This is a genomic window from Caballeronia sp. SBC1 (assembly GCF_011493005.1).
Taxonomy (GTDB): Bacteria; Pseudomonadota; Gammaproteobacteria; order Burkholderiales; family Burkholderiaceae; genus Caballeronia.
This window is the reverse complement of sequence record NZ_CP049158.1, coordinates 1,317,704-1,332,961: the sequence shown is the minus strand read 5'-3', so window position 1 is coordinate 1,332,961 and position 15,258 is coordinate 1,317,704. Positions and strand designations below refer to the sequence as shown.

At 58.5% G+C, this 15,258-nt stretch carries 14 protein-coding genes; 9 read left to right on the top strand and 5 right to left on the bottom strand.

Annotated elements, in window-relative coordinates:
- Positions 1 to 6 precede the first annotated feature (6 nt).
- Positions 7 to 939, bottom strand: a complete 933-nt coding sequence (locus SBC1_RS32785) for a dihydrodipicolinate synthase family protein (RefSeq protein WP_165104474.1) — start codon at positions 937 to 939, stop codon at positions 7 to 9.
- 138 nt (positions 940 to 1,077) lie between these two features.
- On the opposite strand from SBC1_RS32785, the gene SBC1_RS32780 reads away from it, so the two are divergent.
- The 7 genes from SBC1_RS32780 to SBC1_RS32750 all read left to right on the top strand — a co-directional run bounded on the left by SBC1_RS32780 (position 1,078) and on the right by SBC1_RS32750 (position 6,596).
- The gene (locus tag SBC1_RS32780) at positions 1,078 to 2,049 is read left to right on the top strand and encodes a LysR family transcriptional regulator (protein WP_165104473.1); all 972 of its coding nucleotides are present in this window, start codon (positions 1,078 to 1,080) and stop codon (positions 2,047 to 2,049) included.
- A 189-nt stretch (positions 2,050 to 2,238) separates the two neighbouring features.
- Positions 2,239 to 3,471 carry a sensor histidine kinase gene (locus SBC1_RS32775; RefSeq protein WP_165104472.1) on the top strand — a complete coding sequence of 411 codons (1,233 nt, stop codon included), beginning with the start codon at positions 2,239 to 2,241 and terminating at the stop codon, positions 3,469 to 3,471.
- Positions 3,472 to 3,585: 114 nt separating this feature from the next.
- On the top strand, positions 3,586 to 3,882 hold the full coding sequence (locus SBC1_RS32770) for a type II toxin-antitoxin system RelE/ParE family toxin (protein ID WP_165104932.1): 297 nt from the start codon (positions 3,586 to 3,588) through the stop codon (positions 3,880 to 3,882).
- A 10-nt stretch (positions 3,883 to 3,892) separates the two neighbouring features.
- On the top strand, positions 3,893 to 4,183 hold the full coding sequence (locus tag SBC1_RS32765) for a HigA family addiction module antitoxin (protein WP_062085654.1): 291 nt from the start codon (positions 3,893 to 3,895) through the stop codon (positions 4,181 to 4,183).
- Positions 4,184 to 4,503: 320 nt separating this feature from the next.
- Positions 4,504 to 5,229 carry a haloacid dehalogenase type II gene (locus SBC1_RS32760; RefSeq protein WP_165104471.1) on the top strand — a complete coding sequence of 242 codons (726 nt, stop codon included), beginning with the start codon at positions 4,504 to 4,506 and terminating at the stop codon, positions 5,227 to 5,229.
- Positions 5,230 to 5,331: 102 nt separating this feature from the next.
- Complete coding sequence (locus SBC1_RS32755; protein WP_165104470.1) at positions 5,332 to 6,057, top strand: haloacid dehalogenase type II; 726 nt, start codon at positions 5,332 to 5,334, stop codon at positions 6,055 to 6,057.
- 44 nt (positions 6,058 to 6,101) lie between these two features.
- Positions 6,102 to 6,596, top strand: a complete 495-nt coding sequence (locus SBC1_RS32750; RefSeq protein WP_165104469.1) for an Lrp/AsnC family transcriptional regulator — start codon at positions 6,102 to 6,104, stop codon at positions 6,594 to 6,596.
- A gap of 55 nt (positions 6,597 to 6,651) precedes the next feature.
- Here the strand turns inward: SBC1_RS32750 and SBC1_RS32745 are convergent, their stop codons facing one another.
- The 3 genes from SBC1_RS32745 to SBC1_RS32735 all read right to left on the bottom strand — a co-directional run bounded on the left by SBC1_RS32745 (position 6,652) and on the right by SBC1_RS32735 (position 11,138).
- Positions 6,652 to 8,046, bottom strand: a complete 1,395-nt coding sequence (locus SBC1_RS32745) for an aspartate aminotransferase family protein (RefSeq protein ID WP_165104468.1) — start codon at positions 8,044 to 8,046, stop codon at positions 6,652 to 6,654.
- A 179-nt stretch (positions 8,047 to 8,225) separates the two neighbouring features.
- Complete coding sequence (locus SBC1_RS32740; protein WP_165104467.1) at positions 8,226 to 9,794, bottom strand: PucR family transcriptional regulator; 1,569 nt, start codon at positions 9,792 to 9,794, stop codon at positions 8,226 to 8,228.
- 27 nt (positions 9,795 to 9,821) lie between these two features.
- Positions 9,822 to 11,138, bottom strand: a complete 1,317-nt coding sequence (locus tag SBC1_RS32735; RefSeq protein ID WP_165989128.1) for an MFS transporter — start codon at positions 11,136 to 11,138, stop codon at positions 9,822 to 9,824.
- Positions 11,139 to 11,471: 333 nt separating this feature from the next.
- Between SBC1_RS32735 and SBC1_RS32730 the strand changes: the two genes are divergently transcribed.
- Together SBC1_RS32730 and SBC1_RS32725 are read left to right on the top strand one after the other, a co-directional pair.
- Positions 11,472 to 13,091, top strand: a complete 1,620-nt coding sequence (locus SBC1_RS32730; protein WP_165104465.1) for an amidohydrolase family protein — start codon at positions 11,472 to 11,474, stop codon at positions 13,089 to 13,091.
- On the top strand, positions 13,088 to 14,071 hold the full coding sequence (locus SBC1_RS32725) for a GTP-binding protein (protein ID WP_165104464.1): 984 nt from the start codon (positions 13,088 to 13,090) through the stop codon (positions 14,069 to 14,071). The genes SBC1_RS32730 and SBC1_RS32725 overlap by 4 nt, the downstream gene beginning before the upstream one ends.
- A gap of 57 nt (positions 14,072 to 14,128) precedes the next feature.
- Here SBC1_RS32725 and SBC1_RS32720 read toward each other — a convergent pair whose 3' ends face one another.
- A complete protein-coding gene (locus SBC1_RS32720; protein WP_165104463.1) occupies positions 14,129 to 15,247 on the bottom strand; it encodes an LLM class flavin-dependent oxidoreductase in 1,119 nt (372 codons plus the stop codon).
- Positions 15,248 to 15,258: the final 11 nt, after the last annotated feature.

Genomic DNA, 15,258 nt, shown 5'->3' with positions numbered 1-15,258 from the left:
CCCGCGTCACTTGCCCCACCTCAGCACGAGCGGATCAAGGCGGCGCGCGACTTTCATCAGGCCGGCGCGGGTCGACGGATGCATCGGCGCGAACGGGTGTCGCGTGGTGTCGGAGCGGATCACGCCGCCTTCCATCATCAGCGCCTTGCAGGCGGCGAGTCCGCATTGGCGGTTCTCGTAGTTGATGAGCGGTAGCCATTGCTCATACAGCTCAGCGGCGCCTTCCGTGTCGCCGGAGGTGTACGCGTCGACGATCTTGCGGATCCCGTCCGGATAACCGCCGCCCGTCATCGCACCGGTCGCGCCGGCATCGAAATCCGGAATCAGCGTGATGGCTTCCTCGCCGTCCCACGGGCCGACGATCGCATCGCCGCCCAGTTCGATCAGTTCGCGCAGCTTCGACGCCGCTTGCGCTGTTTCGATCTTGAAGTACGACACGTTCGCGATTTCCTTCGCGAGCCTCGCCAGAAACGACGCGGAGAGCGGCGTGCCGGCGACCGGCGCGTCCTGGATCATGATCGGGATGTCGATGGCGTCGGACACGCGATTGAAAAACTCATAGATCCCGCGTTCACCCACGCGGATGGTCGCGCCGTGATACGGCGGCATGACCATGACCATCGCGGCGCCGGCATCCTGCGCGGCGCGGCTGCGGGCCGCGCAGACATCGCTGCTGAAATGCGTGGTGGTCACGATCACCGGCACGCGGCCGGCGACGTGTTCCAGCACCGCTTTCTGCACGGCGGCGCGTTCGTCGTCGGTGAGCGCGAATTGTTCGGAGAAGTTGGCGAGGATGCACAGACCGTGCGATCCGGCGTCGATCATGAAGTCGATCGCGCGGCGCTGGCCGTCCAGGTCGAGGCGTCCGGAGGCGTCGAAGACGGTCGGGGCGACCGGGAACACGCCGCGGTAGGTCGCGCGGTGGGTCTGATTGGGCATTGCAAGTCTCCATTGTCTATTTGAGACCACTATAGGTGCTGGTTCAAGGCGCTGTATAGTGAAACCTTTCCATCTAGTGATCGCTTTTGCGACTCACCTGACCTTCCTGGATCAGTCCCACGGTTTGACGAACACGCCATGAAATCCACGCTGGACGTATTAATGGGCCGCTTGCGCATGAAGCAGTTGCAACTGCTGATTGCGCTTGATGACCACAAGTCGCTGCATAAAGCCTCGAGCGCCATGTCGATGACGCAATCGGCCGCGAGCAAGGCGCTGGCCGAGCTGGAGTCGATGCTGGAAGCGCCGCTGTTCGAGCGCGCGAAGAAAGGGCTGGTGCCGAACCAGTTCGGTTTCTGCGTCATTCGCTACGCGCGGCTGCTGGCGGCGGACCTGACTTCGCTGTGCCAGGAAGTCGCCGATATCCGCTCGGGCACGGGCGGCCGGCTCGCGGTTGGCGCGATCATGGGGTCAGTGCCGGATCTGGTGGTGCCCATCTTGAACGAGTTACAAGTGCGCAATCCGGGTTTATCGATAGAAATCGTGGAGGACACGAGCGCGCGGATGCTGGCGTTGCTCGACGACGGGCGGCTGGATCTGGTAGTCGGCCGCTCGATAGTCAGCGATGAACCTTCGAGATATCTCTATCAGCCGCTGGGGGACGAGCCCTTGTCGGTCGTGGTCGGCTACGATCATCCGCCACTCGCAGCCGGCGAGCTGACATTTGCGGATCTGGGCGGGCATCGCTGGGTCACTTACCCGAGCGCCATGCCAATGCAGGCGCTGTTGCAGCGTGAGATGGATCTCGCGGGGGCGCAGGTGCCGCTGAGTGCCATCTCGACGGCGTCGACGTTCGTGACGGTCGCGTTACTGCAATGTAGCGCCGACCTCGTTTCGGTGCTGCCGGCGGGCGTGGCGAGGCTGTTTTGCAAACATCGCATGCTGCGCACGCTGCCGATCGGATTCAAGTCGAAGTCGCAGACGTTCGGCATTGTGACGCGCAAGGTGGGCGTGCTGTCGCCGTCCGCGCGGCAGTTTGTTCAGCGCTTGATAGACGCAAGTACGTCGAGGTTGCTTACGGCCACAAACACGACCGCGAGCGGGGATTGACGCGGGCCGGCGCGGGCGCGAAGAGAATCCGTGCACCACGCCATTGCGTCGTATTTACGTCGTCTTATACTTAAGTCACTCGCGTCCAATACCCGGACCGGGCGTTCCGGCGGGCGCTATCCGCTGCCTGCCGCCATCAGCATTACTCCAGGCGCCGATCCGGCGCGCTACAGCCTACGGATTTCGGGGATGAGCCAAATCGCCACTGGCGCCTTGAAGGGCCTCGCCACAGCCTTGCGTGAGCAGCAGACGCAGCTCACCGAGCACTGGATGCAACTCGTGTTTGGTGACGCCGAGGTAGAGCATTCCGACGATCTCACCTACCGGCAGCTTGCCGACCATGTCCCGCGTATTTTCGACGAAATCTGCCTGGTACTTGAATCGCAGGATATGGATTCGCAGGAGCATGCGATCGAACATGACGCGCGCGAACACGGAAAATGGCGCTGGCAGCAGGGTTATCGTATTGACGAACTGGTTCGCGAACTCGACTTGTTCCGCCAGGTCCTGCTCGCGGCCATCGGCGATTACGCGCAGCGGCATTCCTCGTTTGACCGCAGGCGTGAGGAACGCGCACGTCTGATCACCGACCAGACGCTCAGTTTCGTTACGCTCACTTCCGTTCGCGAGGCGGTGGGCGAACGCGACCGGAAACTCGATGAATACACCGGCATGCTGGAGCGCGCGAATCAGGAGCTGACTCTGCGGCAACGGCTGATCAGCGACCTCTACGAAACGCGCATGCAGGTGGCACGCCGCGTGGCTCACGACCTGCGTAACTTCCTGAACGTATTCGCGACCGCGCTGCAATTGATCGGCCGCTCGCAGACTAAAAACGACCGGGCGATCGCACTCGCGAAACGCCAGGTCACCGACATGGCCACGCTCGTCGATGAGATGGGTGAATATTCGAAAGTGCTTGCCGATGACTCCATCCTGACGGTCGAGCATTTTGACCTGACCGAACTCTTTGACGAACTCATGCAGCTTTGCCAGGCGTCTGCGAAGGTGAAGGGGCTGACGCTCAAGGGGCGCGTCGATCCGGCATTGAACATGATCACGTCCAACCGGCTGAAGATGAAGCAGATTGCGTTGAACCTGCTGTCCAACGCAATCAAATACACCACGACGGGCGAGGTGGAACTGGCGATCGTCACGTCGGGTGCGAAACACTGGACGCTGCGTGTGTCGGACACGGGCATGGGCATTAGCGAGGAGGATCGCGAACGGGTATTCGAAGAGTTTGAACGCGCGGCCTCCGACGAAATTCCCGGCACGGGGTTGGGGCTCGCGATCGTGAAGGAACTCGGGCGCGAACTGCAGGGCGTGATCCGCTTTGAGTCGTACAAGGGCCGTGGCAGCGTATTCGAAGTGCGGTTTCCTCTGGTGCTTGAAATCGAGGGCGGGGCTTCGAGGGGGTGAGGCTGGAGGATCAGAGTATTTCCGTCGTACCAAAACCTCCCTATGGCGGCAGCCGGCGGTGCGCAATCGCCGGTCAATATTGCGATCCGTATAGCGTTCATGTACACTATACGGATGATCAAGAGCTTTCGACACAAAGGCCTGGAGCGGTTTTTTCTAACCGGATCAAAAGCTGGCATTACCGCAGCTCATGCGGAGAAATTGCAGATTCGCCTGACGGCGCTACATGCCGCGACGGGTCCCGGCGACATGAACGCAGCGGCGTGGAAACTCCATCCGCTTACCGGGCAGACCCCGAAGAAGCAGGATGTCGAAGGCCACTGGTCAATATGGGTAACTGGCAACTGGCGTCTGACGTTCTTTTTCGAAGGAACAGATGCTGTTCTTGTTGATTACCAGGACTATCACTAAGGAGCCGACGATGACATCAATGCATAACCCGGCGCACCCCGGACTGGTGTTGCGCGACTACCTGGGCGAACTCAGTATTACGACAGTTGCTGAGCGGCTTGGTGTTACGCGAGCCGCGCTTTCGCGCATTCTCAATGGTCACGCTGGCATTTCGGCTGACATGGCTATATTGCTTGGTGCAGCGCTCGGAACGTCGGCCGAAATGTGGACCATCATGCAGGCTCGCTACGATCTGTGGCAGGCACAACGGAAACCGCACCGAAAGGTTGAGCCATTCCCCGAACTGGCACGAGCGGCCTGATGCGCAGTTGACTCACCCAAACCGCCCAGGGGCGGTTTTTTTACGTCCGAAGAATTTGCGTCACCACTAGCCTTGGCCCCGCCCACGAGACTCAGCCGGTTCTAGCCCGGTTAGTCGCCGAAGCGAACGGCCGCCGTCGCGAGCGGTGGACACGTTTATCGGCCGGAGTTAGCGAGGCTGCAAATGTGGCAGCAGAATCTGCTGGCGAAGCGCTATTGCACGAAACAGCCTGCTGATGCCGATCTCGACATCAGTAACGGCTGCTGCCACGAGTCAATACACTGTGAACTCATCCTGTGAACACCTGAGGGCAAACTGTTATGAAACTCACCGACTTCGACACGCTGACGTTTGACTGCTATGGGACCTTGATCGACTGGGAGACCGGGATCTTTGAAGGTCTGCGTCCCCTTCTTGAGCGCGTCAAGCAGCCGCTGACGCGTGATCAGGTCCTTGAGGCTCATGCGCGCCATGAATCCTCGCAGCAGAAATACACACCAGCGAAGCGGTATCAGGAACTGCTGCCGATTATCTACAAACGGCTGGCCGAAGAATGGCAGGTGCCGTTCACGCTGGAGGACTGCATGGCGTACGGAAAGTCAGTGCAGAATTGGCCGGCCTTCGAAGACTCGGCGGAATCCCTGCAATACCTCAAGAAGCACTACAAGCTCGTGATCCTGTCGAACATCGATAACGAAAGCTTCACCTACAGCAACGCGAAACTGCAGGTTCAGTTCGACGCGATCATCACAGCCGAAGACGTTGGTTCGTACAAACCGTCGCCGCGTAATTTCGAATACATGCTGGAGAAGCTTGGTGAGCGTGGGATCAAGAAAGAGAAGATCCTGCATACCGCCGAGAGCCTGTTTCACGATCACAAGCCCGCAAACGAATTTGGCCTTGCATCATGCTGGATTTATCGCCGCCATGGACAGGAAGGCTTCGGCGCGACGATGAATCCGGGCCAACAGCCTACAATCGATTTCCGTTTCAACAATATGGCCGGCCTGGTGAAAGCGCATCAGGAAGCCTTGGCGCAAAAGTAACGCCTGATAGCGTCCGCCGCCTCGTCTGTTCGAACTCACGGACCTGGCGCGGCAGGTCGCGGCCCGCGCAATCTAGTACGATTTATTTCTTAGGAGGTTCAGGTGCGACTCACTGATTTTAGGGCACTCACCTTCGATTGTTACGGCACGCTGATCGACTGGGAACGCGGTATAACGGCGGGTCTTGCACCTCTGGTCAAGCGCGTTGACGCGCCGTTGACGCGTGACGAAGTGCTTGAGGCGCATGCCCGTCACGAATCCTCTCAGCAGCGCTACACACCGGAGATGCCGTATCGCGATCTGCTCGCCGTCGTCTTCAAGCGCCTCGCCGAAGAATGGAACGTTCCGTATACGATGGAAGAGGCCAAAGTATACGGACGATCAGTAGCTCAGTGGCCCGCGTTCCCCGACTCCGCGAGCACGCTTCAATATCTGAAGAAGTACTTCAAGCTGATCATCCTGTCCAACGTCGACAATGAAAGTTTCGCCGGCAGCAGGTCGATGCTGCAAGTAGACTTCGACGCGGTCATTACAGCGGAAGATGTCGGTTCTTATAAGCCGTCTCACCGAAACTTCGATTACATGCTCGATATTCTTCCTTCCCTGGGCGTGCGCAAGGAAGAGACGCTGCACATTGCGGACAGCGCATTTCACGATCATGAACCAGCGGCTGAGCTTGGCATAAAATCCTGCTGGATCTACCGTCGGTTTGAACAGAGGGGTTTTGGCGCCACCATGCGCACGCTCAAGGAACCATCGGTTGAGTTCAAGTTCACGAGCATGGCGCAACTAGTGAAGGCGCACCACGAAGAGCTCAGCAGAGGGTGACCGGATAGACCCGCCTGAAAAATCACCGGATGCGAAAGCACGATATGACCACTCGACAGAAACTGGATCGGATCGACATCAAGATCCTGGCGGAGCTGCAAAAGAACGGCAATATAACGAACGCAAATCTGGCCAACGCGGTCGGGCTATCGCCGAGTCCATGCCTTCAGCGCGTCAGACGGCTCGAATCATCGGGCATCATCTCCGGATACGGCGCACATCTCAACCTTGCCAAGCTGACGACTACGGTGACGGTGTTTACCGAAGTGATGCTGAAAGACCATCGGCGCGAGGATTTCATCCGGTTTGAAGCGAATGTCCGCGAGATCGACGAGATCATCGAATGTCATCTGGTCAGCGGCGGTTATGACTATTTGCTGAAGTTTCTCGTCGGCAATATTGGCCACTATCAGGAGGTAGTGGAAAGGCTGCTGGATCTCAACATCGGCATTGAGAAGTACTTCAGCTACATCGTCATCAGGTCGCCATTCGTGAAGCACACCGCGCCGTTGGACCGACTGCTAACGGACGAACAATGAAGTCCGTCAGGTCGGCAATCAATCGCGGCGCGCGGGGTTTAATCAGTCACCTCGCTTAAGCGATGGCCTTGCTGCGCAATGCCGCGCGTACATCGGCGTGTTCGAGCAGATCGTCAAGCGTCTTCTTGACACGCTCGAACATCAGCGCGAAATCGTCTCGCGTGTAGCAGAGTGCGGGTGCAAAACCGAGGATGTTGTCGCCGAATGCGCGGAATATGATTTTGTTTTTGTACGCGGTCTCGAAGATGCGTTCAGGCAGCTTGAGCGACGCATCGAATCCTTTCTTGGTATCTTTGTCCGACACCAGTTCGAGCGCGCCGAGCAGGCCGATATGGCGCGCGTCGCCCACGAGCGGATGGGTCAGCAACGCGTCGAGCCCGTTTGCGAAGTGCGGTGCTTGCGCGATACCGTTCGCCAGTAAACCGCCCTCGTGATAGAGACGCATGACTTCGAGTCCGATCGCGGCGCTGACCGGGTGCGCGGAATACGTCTGGCCGTGGCCGATCACAACCGACTTGTCCGCGCCGTCCGCTATGCCCTGATATACCGCGTCGGACATCAGCACGGCACCCATCGGCGCATAGCCTGCGGTCAGGCCTTTGGCGACGGTCATCAAGTCCGGTCTAACGCTTTCTGTCTCACACGCGAAGAGAGGGCCGGTGCGGCCGAACGCGGTGATCACTTCGTCAGCCACGAACAGGATGTCGAGCTTGCGGCAAGCTATGCTCATCGCCTTGAGCCATCCTGCAGGTGGCACGATGACGCCACCCGAACCCTGCACCGGCTCGCAGAAGAATGCCGCGACATTCTCGGCGCCGAGTTGGGCAACCTTGGCTTCGAGTGCGGCAACTGAAGCCGCAATGATCGCCCGTGGATCCTCAGGCGTCGCACTGCGATAAGGGTAGGGCGATGGGATATGGTGCTGAGTAGGCAGCGGTACATCGAAGTTGCGATGGAAGCTTGCAATTGCGGTCAGTCCCGCACCCACAGCCGATGACCCGTGATACCCCCGTTCGAGGGCGACGATGTGTTTTTTCGAAGGGCGGTTCGTTGCATTGTAGTAGTGCGAAATGAAACGGATTGCCGAGTCCACCGCATCGGAGCCGCCGAGTGTGAAATAGACGTGTTGCAAGGACTTGGGAGCCTTACTGATGAGCTGTTCCGCAAGTTCGATCGCCGGCTCCGAGCCGAAATGAAAATAGCCGGTGGCGTAGGGCAGGCGGGCCATTTGTTCAGATGCGGCTTTGACTATGCTGTCCTGACCGTAACCGACATTGACGCACCACAACCCGGCGAACGCATCCAGCAGTTCATTACCGTTTGCGTCGCGCAGGTAAGCGCCGCGGCCGGACTCGAGAATGGTGACGCCGCGCGCCTCATGTGCGCGATAACTGACGACCGGGTGGATCAGATGCTTGCGGTCGGCTTCGGTGAGTGACTGGATCGACATGGATGTGACCTCGTTTCGAAAGTGCTTGAGTGATGAGCTGATGCTACGTGTGCGTCAGTGCGCGATCGCCATGCGCTGTGCAGTGTCGATGTTCTCGATCGTGTGGGGGCGTCCGGTTACTCAGATTAAAACGTGAAATATGCCGGGGGTCATCCTACGGAACGTATGAAAAAAACCAGTTAGTCTTCTCGAAGACGATACAGCGCCACTGCTACTTGCAGCTGAAACCGCATCTTCGGATCTTCAAGCGACAACTTCAGTATGCTTTCGATGCGCTCAACGCGATAACGCAGCGTGCTGATATGAACGCCGAGCGCCTTCGCCGTGTTGGCGAGCTGGAAACCCTCATCCGCAAGCGTGCACAATGTTTCCAGCAGCGATTCCCCGCGGCGTTTCTCCGAGAGCGGACCGATCAGTCGCTCGACGAGCAGATCACGGGCGGCGGGATCGCCCAACAAGGCTCTAGGGAAAAGAATTTCGTCGAACTGATGCAAGCGTCCAGGGCGCAATGTCGGTACAAGCGCGTCCACGTCCTGCGCGCCAACTGCCATACCCTTCACGCCAGTGTGAATGCGGCTGATCGCCATGGCCGAGCGTTTATCCGAAAGCGCTTCCCACAATGACGAAGGTGACGCGTCTTCCGGAACGATAAACTTGATCTGGTTCAGCCATATCGCGATGAGCTCGGGAAGCTTTCTTGCACGCAACTGGCGCTTGAGTGAATCGACCCAGCGCTCGCGTCGTTCGAGCCCTTCAGGCGTCAATGGAATGGGTTCATCGAGCAGAACCAGGCACACGCGATAAGCTTTGGAATCGCTCCAGCCACACACCCGGGCGCGTTCGAGGGCACCGGCTGTCGCTGAAAATTCGCCGTCCAGAAGGCCGGCAACGAGCGCATAGCCAAGGCGGTCTTCCTGTTGGGCGAGTTGCCGCTGGTGCATCATGTGCAGCGCTGCAACGACGCTCGCATGTTCTATAGCGCGCGCGTCAAGTTCCTGGGCTTCTTTGCCTGCAAGATCGAGCCAGATGAGTGCGACGACGGTATCGTGCAGACGTACGGGAAATACGATGCGATGCAGCGCTGCTGTCTCTGTAGCGAACGCCACTACCAGAGGCCGTTGCATTGCCGTGAGGTCGATCGGGAGCGAGCCACTCTGTACCGCGCCAACGATTCGAGGTTCGAGCAGTGTGAGTGCTTCAACCGTATCCGATCCACCCAGGATGCCGCCGGCTGGATCGGTGAATGTCACGAAGCGCCCGAGCAGGCTGGTCAGCGCGGCTGCGATGTCGGAGAGGCTGGTAGCGTGGACGGCTGCGTTGGTGAGGGCCCGGTGCAGCTTTTCGGACCGCTCGATGATATCGCTCTGGAAGTTGATAATCTTCGCGAGTATTTCGTGGGTGACCTCGCTGAATGGAACGTCCCAGGGAAGTTCGAGAAGCGGCAGGCCAACCCGGTTGGCTTCCTCAAGCGCCTCAGGCGGGAAGTGTTCGCGAAAGTGGGGCACGGCGAGAACCACGCCCGCAAGCCCCACCTTGCTGAGGTTTCTTACTAGCTCCCTTGAGGAAACCTCTTCGCTCGGCCAGTTGTATCCGGTCGTCAGCAATAGTTCTCCTGGCTTCACCCATTGCGCAATGTCCGGATGGTCGACCATATGAACCCACGTGATCTCCCGGTCAAGCGTTTGCGAACCGGCCACCACTTCGGCGTCACGTAATATCGTCTCCCTGATCGCGGTGTCGAGTTTCATACTTCTCCGTAAATGCCGCGTGACGCGCTAGCAGGGCACGCCAATGTCGGGTGATCTGCTCACGACAGGTTGCCGATAGCCCAACAATACGCCGAGCAGGCTGAAAGCAGCAGCGAACATCACATAGAACGCGGGCGCCATTGCCGTACCGGTCTTGCTGATCAGCCAGGTCAGAATCAGCGAGGCGAAACCGCCAAACGTCATGACAGCGAGGTTGTACGCGACGGACAAGCCAGTAGACAATACTTTGGTCGGAAACGTTTCGGAGAGCGCGGCGAGAATCGGCCCCGTGTAGATCGCAATCAGCACGCCAAATACGGCCTGAAAGATGCATAGCGTGGCTAGCGAGGGGGACGACACAATCATCGCGAACATTGGCCACGCGAGTAAAAGCATTGCCGCCGCTGAACACGCCAGAAGCCATTTCCGGCCGATCTTGTCAGACCACCAGCCAGTGATCGGCGAGCAAACCGTGATCACCACGCCGCCTACCATCGCTGCGATGAAGGAGGCCGACTGCTGCAGCTTGAGCACCTTGACCGAGAACGTCGGCATGTAGAAGAGGATGACGTAGATGCACACGGTCCAAAGCACGACCATTGCAAAGCTCGCAAACGTCTGCCGTGGATAGTCGCGCAGCACGTCGGCAAGCGGCGTCTTGGACTTGTCAGTGGCGTTGAGAAAGACCGGTGTTTCTTCGAGGTTACGCCGGATGAAGAAACCGATTGGTCCGATCAGCAAGCCGGAGAGAAACGGAATTCTCCAACCCCAGCTTTCCACATCCTGCGCCGACAATCCGAGCGTGATACCTGTGCCGAAACATGCCCCGAGCAGCACGGCGAAGCCAATGCTCGTCTGGATCCAGCTGGAGTAATAGGCTTTCTTCCCCTTCGGAGCATGTTCGGTCAGGAACGCGGTTGCCGTGCCCATTTCCCCGCCGGCGGAAAATCCCTGAAGCAGTCGTGCAATCACGATCAGGCAAGGCGCGGCGACGCCAATCTGCGAGTAGGTTGGGGCAAGGCCAATCAGCGCGGTGCCCGCGCACATCAATAGAATGGTCAGCGACAGCGCCGCCTTACGGCCAGCCCGATCCGCGTAAATGCCGATCAGGATGCCGCCGAACGGGCGCACCAGAAAGCCGACGCCGAAGGTCGCAACCGACGGCATCAACGAACTCAAGTCGTTACCGGTGGGGAAAAAAAGCTTGGCGATAGTGATGGCAAAAAAACCGTACACCATAAAGTCGAACCATTCGAAGCCATTGCCCAGTACGGTCGCGACAATGGCGCGTCGCCGGACACCCCGGTTTTCCTCGTAGGTTGCCGTCAGATCTACCGTGTTCATCTCCACTCCTGATGCATGCATGTGACTTCGTCTATGAGGTTGAACGCACGGTTGTTCGTGCGCTCCCTGTTGGTCATTGGACTCAGCCACAATTCATACAACTACCCTCAAAACAACGTAATGAACACGGTTGGATTTGTATAAAAAATAGGATAGACGGCTGAAAAAAGGAAACTTTCTTGTCTGTTTCGTATGTTTGATAGGTATCACCTGTCTTTTTGGATTTCTACCCTGTACCTGGGACCAAAGTCTTCTGGAATAGCATTCATCAATCAGCGCTCGCGGCGAGCAGGGTCGAACCGGTTGTGTCCGTAGCGGAAACAGGGAGGAACAATGACGACGCCAAACATCACGGTGGAGGTCGGCGAAGAAATGGTCACGGGCTTTGCAAGGAAGGGGCTTGGCCAGGTTCGTCCCGCCTCCTCACGAGACCGTGGCGATGGCCCGTTTCGCAGGCTGGTCCTCCGCGGCGCAACGGTGATTGACGGCACGGGGGCGCCTCCTTGGGGACCGGCGGATATCGTTATCGAAGGTGACCGGATCACGGAAATTGCAGCCGTAGGCGTGCCCGGACTTCCCATCAACGCGCAACGCAGGCCGGCCGCGGGCAACCATGAGATCGACTGCACGGGCAAGTTCGTGACCCCAGGATTCATCGACTGTCACGCCCATATCGGCACCCCGTTTCATGCGGAAAACGGCGAGATGATGCCGGCGGACTATATGTACAAGCTTTGGCTTGCGCACGGTGTGACGTCAGTGCGGGAAGCGGGCTGCATGAACGGGCTCGAATGGACTTGTGAGCAGAAGGCCGCGGCAGATGCGAACCGCATCGCGGCGCCGCACCTGTACCCGTACGTTTACTTTCCTGCTGTCAACGACTACCTCAAGACGATCTACAGTCCAGAAGAAGGACGGCAATGGCTGAGAAGAGTCAGTGAAAAAGGCGCCAAGGGCGTGAAATTTTTCGGCGCACCGCCGGCGATCATGCAAGCGGCTCTGGACGAATGCAAGAGGTTAGGATTACGTACGTGTTGCCATCATGCACAACTCTCGGTAGGCCGCATGAACGCGCTCAAGACCGCGCAATGGGGGCTGACAAGCACTGAGCACGCGTATGGCTTGCCCGAGGCGCTTTTCGAAGGCAGGACGCTGCAAACGATTGATGACAATTACAACTATAACGACGAGTACCTGAGATTCTCCACTGCCGGCCAGACGTTCCTCCAGGCGGCGAAACCGGGCAGTCAGAAGTGGAATGACGTGCTGGATGCGTTTCTGGCCGTCGGCCATACCTTCGTCCCTACGATGAACGTTTATGACGGCAACCGGGATCTCATGCGTGCGCGCAGGGCTGAATGGCATGACGCGTATACGGATAACACCACGTGGAAGTATTTCCAGCCGCAGCGCGGCGGTCACGGTGCGTATTTTTATCGATGGTCGGTCACGAACGAAGTCGAGTGGCGCGAGAGCTTCCGCATCCTGATGCAGTTCCTCAACGAATACAAGAACAGGGGCGGCCGCGTATGTCCGGGCAGCGACTCGGGGTTCATGTTCCAGATCTACGGGTTCGGATATATCCGGGAACTCGAACTGTTTCAGGAGGCAGGATTCTCTCCGCTCGAAGTGCTGCGTGCCGCTACGGCTCAATCCGCCGAGTTGTTGGGCATAGAAGACGAGACCGGCGCGCTCGAAGTCGGTCGCTGTGCGGACATTCTCGTGCACGACCAGAATCCTTTGAGCGATTTCAAGCTGCTTTATGGAACCGGTGCGTTGCGACTGAATGACGAGTCGCGCTCATTGGAACAAAAACGCTCGATTAAATTGACCATCAAGGGCGGTGTGGTGTTTGCGGTCGACGAGCTATTAGCAGATGTGCGCGCGATGGTGTCGGCCACGTGGACGGACGGCGAGACGCCTTTCGGACCCAACGTCAGGTCAAAGATATGAACGCGACGCCCACGCAATTTGTCATCCTCGCCGGTATTCTGGGGAGTGGCAAGACGTCGTTGCTCGAAGCGTTGCTTGACTCGGGCAGCGGTGCATCGACAGCGGTCATTGTGAACGAAGTCGGTGCCATCAACATCGATGGGGCGGTTCTGTCGGAGTCGGCCCGCGGTATGACAATGGCGACCCTCAGCAATGGTTGCGTATGTTGTTCGCTGACTGATGATCTGGTTACGACAGTCGAAGATCTGCTCGCTTTGCGATCGGAGACGGGTCAACAGCCATTCGAACGCATTGTTCTGGAATGCAGCGGGTTGTCGCGGCCTGGGGCTGTCATGCGTTCGCTGGAACAACTCGCCGAGTTGCGCTTGCGGCTGCATATCGTGGCCACTTACGACTGCAGCCGCCCACCGCTCGACTGCGATTTCGATGATGCCTCCGCGCAACTCACTGCCGCGCATACGGTGGTGCTGACCAAGATCGATCTTGTTAGTCCTGAACGGCGTGCGCAGGCGCGCAGCGTGGTCGCCGGCATCAATCCTATGGCTCGTATTGTCGATGAGTCTTCCGCAACGATTCGGGCGCGCGAGGCCTTTGCAGAGAGGGATACTCCGGTGTCACTGCAGATCGTGGGCAGCGAGCCAGCGCTCCTTGGTGAGACCTTGCTCCATCCTCGCGTTCGCGTGTTTCGGGCTCGATTTACCCAAAAGCCAAACTGGGACGATGTTCTCGAGTGGCTCGAAAATGTAGCCGGTATGACGGGTGATCGGCTGCTGCGCATGAAGGCGATCGTCGCCGGCCCTCATGGCTCCGATCGCGTTTTACTTCAGAGCGTAGGAACGACATTCGCTGCACCCCGACGTCTTGCGACGACAGCATTTGACGACCTTGCAGCAGTATTTATTGTTCGCGACTGCGCGATGGTCGAGTTGCAACAGGTCGAGGGCGGTTGTGAGGTTTCGTGGACGGCGCTGCAGCGATAGTCAAAAAATGCATGACCGTTACCCGATGTCAGCGCCGTTCACGCTGCCCGATTTCGTTCAGGCTTGAACCGCTTCCAGCTCCTTCTTGCTCGTTTTGCTGTCCTCATGCGCAACTGCCGCGTGTACCAGCGGCAACAGATCGCGGCCATATCCCAGCGCATCTTCCAGCGGATCGAAACCCCGGATCAGGAACGTCGAGATACCCAGGCGGTAATATTCGATCAACGCTTCCGTCACTTGTTCGGGCGTGCCGACCAGCGACGTGGAGTTACCCGCCGCTTTTGTCAGCGCGGTAATTCCGGTCCACAGGCGCTTGTCTACCACGGTGCCTTTCGCGGCTTCAGCCAGCAAACGCTGTGCACCAACGTTCTTCGGTTCGGTCGGTCGACGTGTAAAGTTAGGATTACTTTTCACTACGTCAGTCGCGCGTGCGAGGATGGATTCTGCGCGTGCCCATGCGGCATCTTCCGTCGAAGCGATGATCGGGCGTAGCGAAAGGCTGAAGCGGATCGCGCTCTCACGGCCATACGGTTTGGCAGCCGCGCGCACCCGTTCGATGGTTTCGGCGACCTGGGCCAAAGACTCGCCCCATAGCGCAAAAACGTCGGCATGCTTGCCCGCGACCTGGATTGCTGCTTCCGATGAACCGCCGAAATACACCGGCAGATGCGGCTTCTGCACGGGACGAATCAGCGACCGGTGACCCTTCACCCTATAAAACGCGCCTTCGTGATCAAACGGCGTTTCGCTGGTCCATGAGCGCTTCACGACATCGAGGTATTCATCGGTACGCTTGTAGCGATCGTCGTGCTCGAGGAAGTCACCGTCGCGTTGCTGTTCGGTATCGTCTCCACCGGAGATGATGTGCACGGCGGTGCGGCCCGCGCTGAAATGATCGAGCGTGGCGAGTTGACGGGCGGCGAGCGTCGGCGCGACAAAGCCCGGCCGATGCGCAAGCAGGATTCCCAAACGCTTCGTCTGTTGCGCGACGAACGACGCGATTTGAAAGCCGTCCGGCGATGCACTTGAATGAGCGATCAGCACGCGATCGAACCCACCATATTCATGCGCTTGCGCAACCGCGGCAATGTACGGCGGATTGACCGCGGGTCCTTGCGGCAAGTGGATTTCGCTTGATTCCTGATGGCTCACATAGCCGATGAATTCAACGCTCATAGTGGTGCTCC

What these genes read in the sequence shown, in the direction of transcription:
- SBC1_RS32765 (WP_062085654.1), top strand. Translation starts at nt 3,893, where the DNA reads ATGACATCAATGCATAACCCGGCGCACCCCGGACTGGTGTTGCGCGAC.
- SBC1_RS32730 (WP_165104465.1), top strand. Translation starts at nt 11,472, where the DNA reads ATGACGACGCCAAACATCACGGTGGAGGTCGGCGAAGAAATGGTCACG.
- SBC1_RS32775 (WP_165104472.1), top strand. Translation starts at nt 2,239, where the DNA reads ATGAGCCAAATCGCCACTGGCGCCTTGAAGGGCCTCGCCACAGCCTTG.
- SBC1_RS32770 (WP_165104932.1), top strand. Translation starts at nt 3,586, where the DNA reads ATGATCAAGAGCTTTCGACACAAAGGCCTGGAGCGGTTTTTTCTAACC.
- SBC1_RS32735 (WP_165989128.1), bottom strand. Translation starts at nt 11,138, where the DNA reads ATGAACACGGTAGATCTGACGGCAACCTACGAGGAAAACCGGGGTGTC.
- SBC1_RS32745 (WP_165104468.1), bottom strand. Translation starts at nt 8,046, where the DNA reads ATGTCGATCCAGTCACTCACCGAAGCCGACCGCAAGCATCTGATCCAC.
- SBC1_RS32750 (WP_165104469.1), top strand. Translation starts at nt 6,102, where the DNA reads ATGACCACTCGACAGAAACTGGATCGGATCGACATCAAGATCCTGGCG.
- SBC1_RS32785 (WP_165104474.1), bottom strand. Translation starts at nt 939, where the DNA reads ATGCCCAATCAGACCCACCGCGCGACCTACCGCGGCGTGTTCCCGGTC.
- SBC1_RS32740 (WP_165104467.1), bottom strand. Translation starts at nt 9,794, where the DNA reads ATGAAACTCGACACCGCGATCAGGGAGACGATATTACGTGACGCCGAA.
- SBC1_RS32725 (WP_165104464.1), top strand. Translation starts at nt 13,088, where the DNA reads ATGAACGCGACGCCCACGCAATTTGTCATCCTCGCCGGTATTCTGGGG.
- SBC1_RS32780 (WP_165104473.1), top strand. Translation starts at nt 1,078, where the DNA reads ATGAAATCCACGCTGGACGTATTAATGGGCCGCTTGCGCATGAAGCAG.
- SBC1_RS32760 (WP_165104471.1), top strand. Translation starts at nt 4,504, where the DNA reads ATGAAACTCACCGACTTCGACACGCTGACGTTTGACTGCTATGGGACC.
- SBC1_RS32720 (WP_165104463.1), bottom strand. Translation starts at nt 15,247, where the DNA reads ATGAGCGTTGAATTCATCGGCTATGTGAGCCATCAGGAATCAAGCGAA.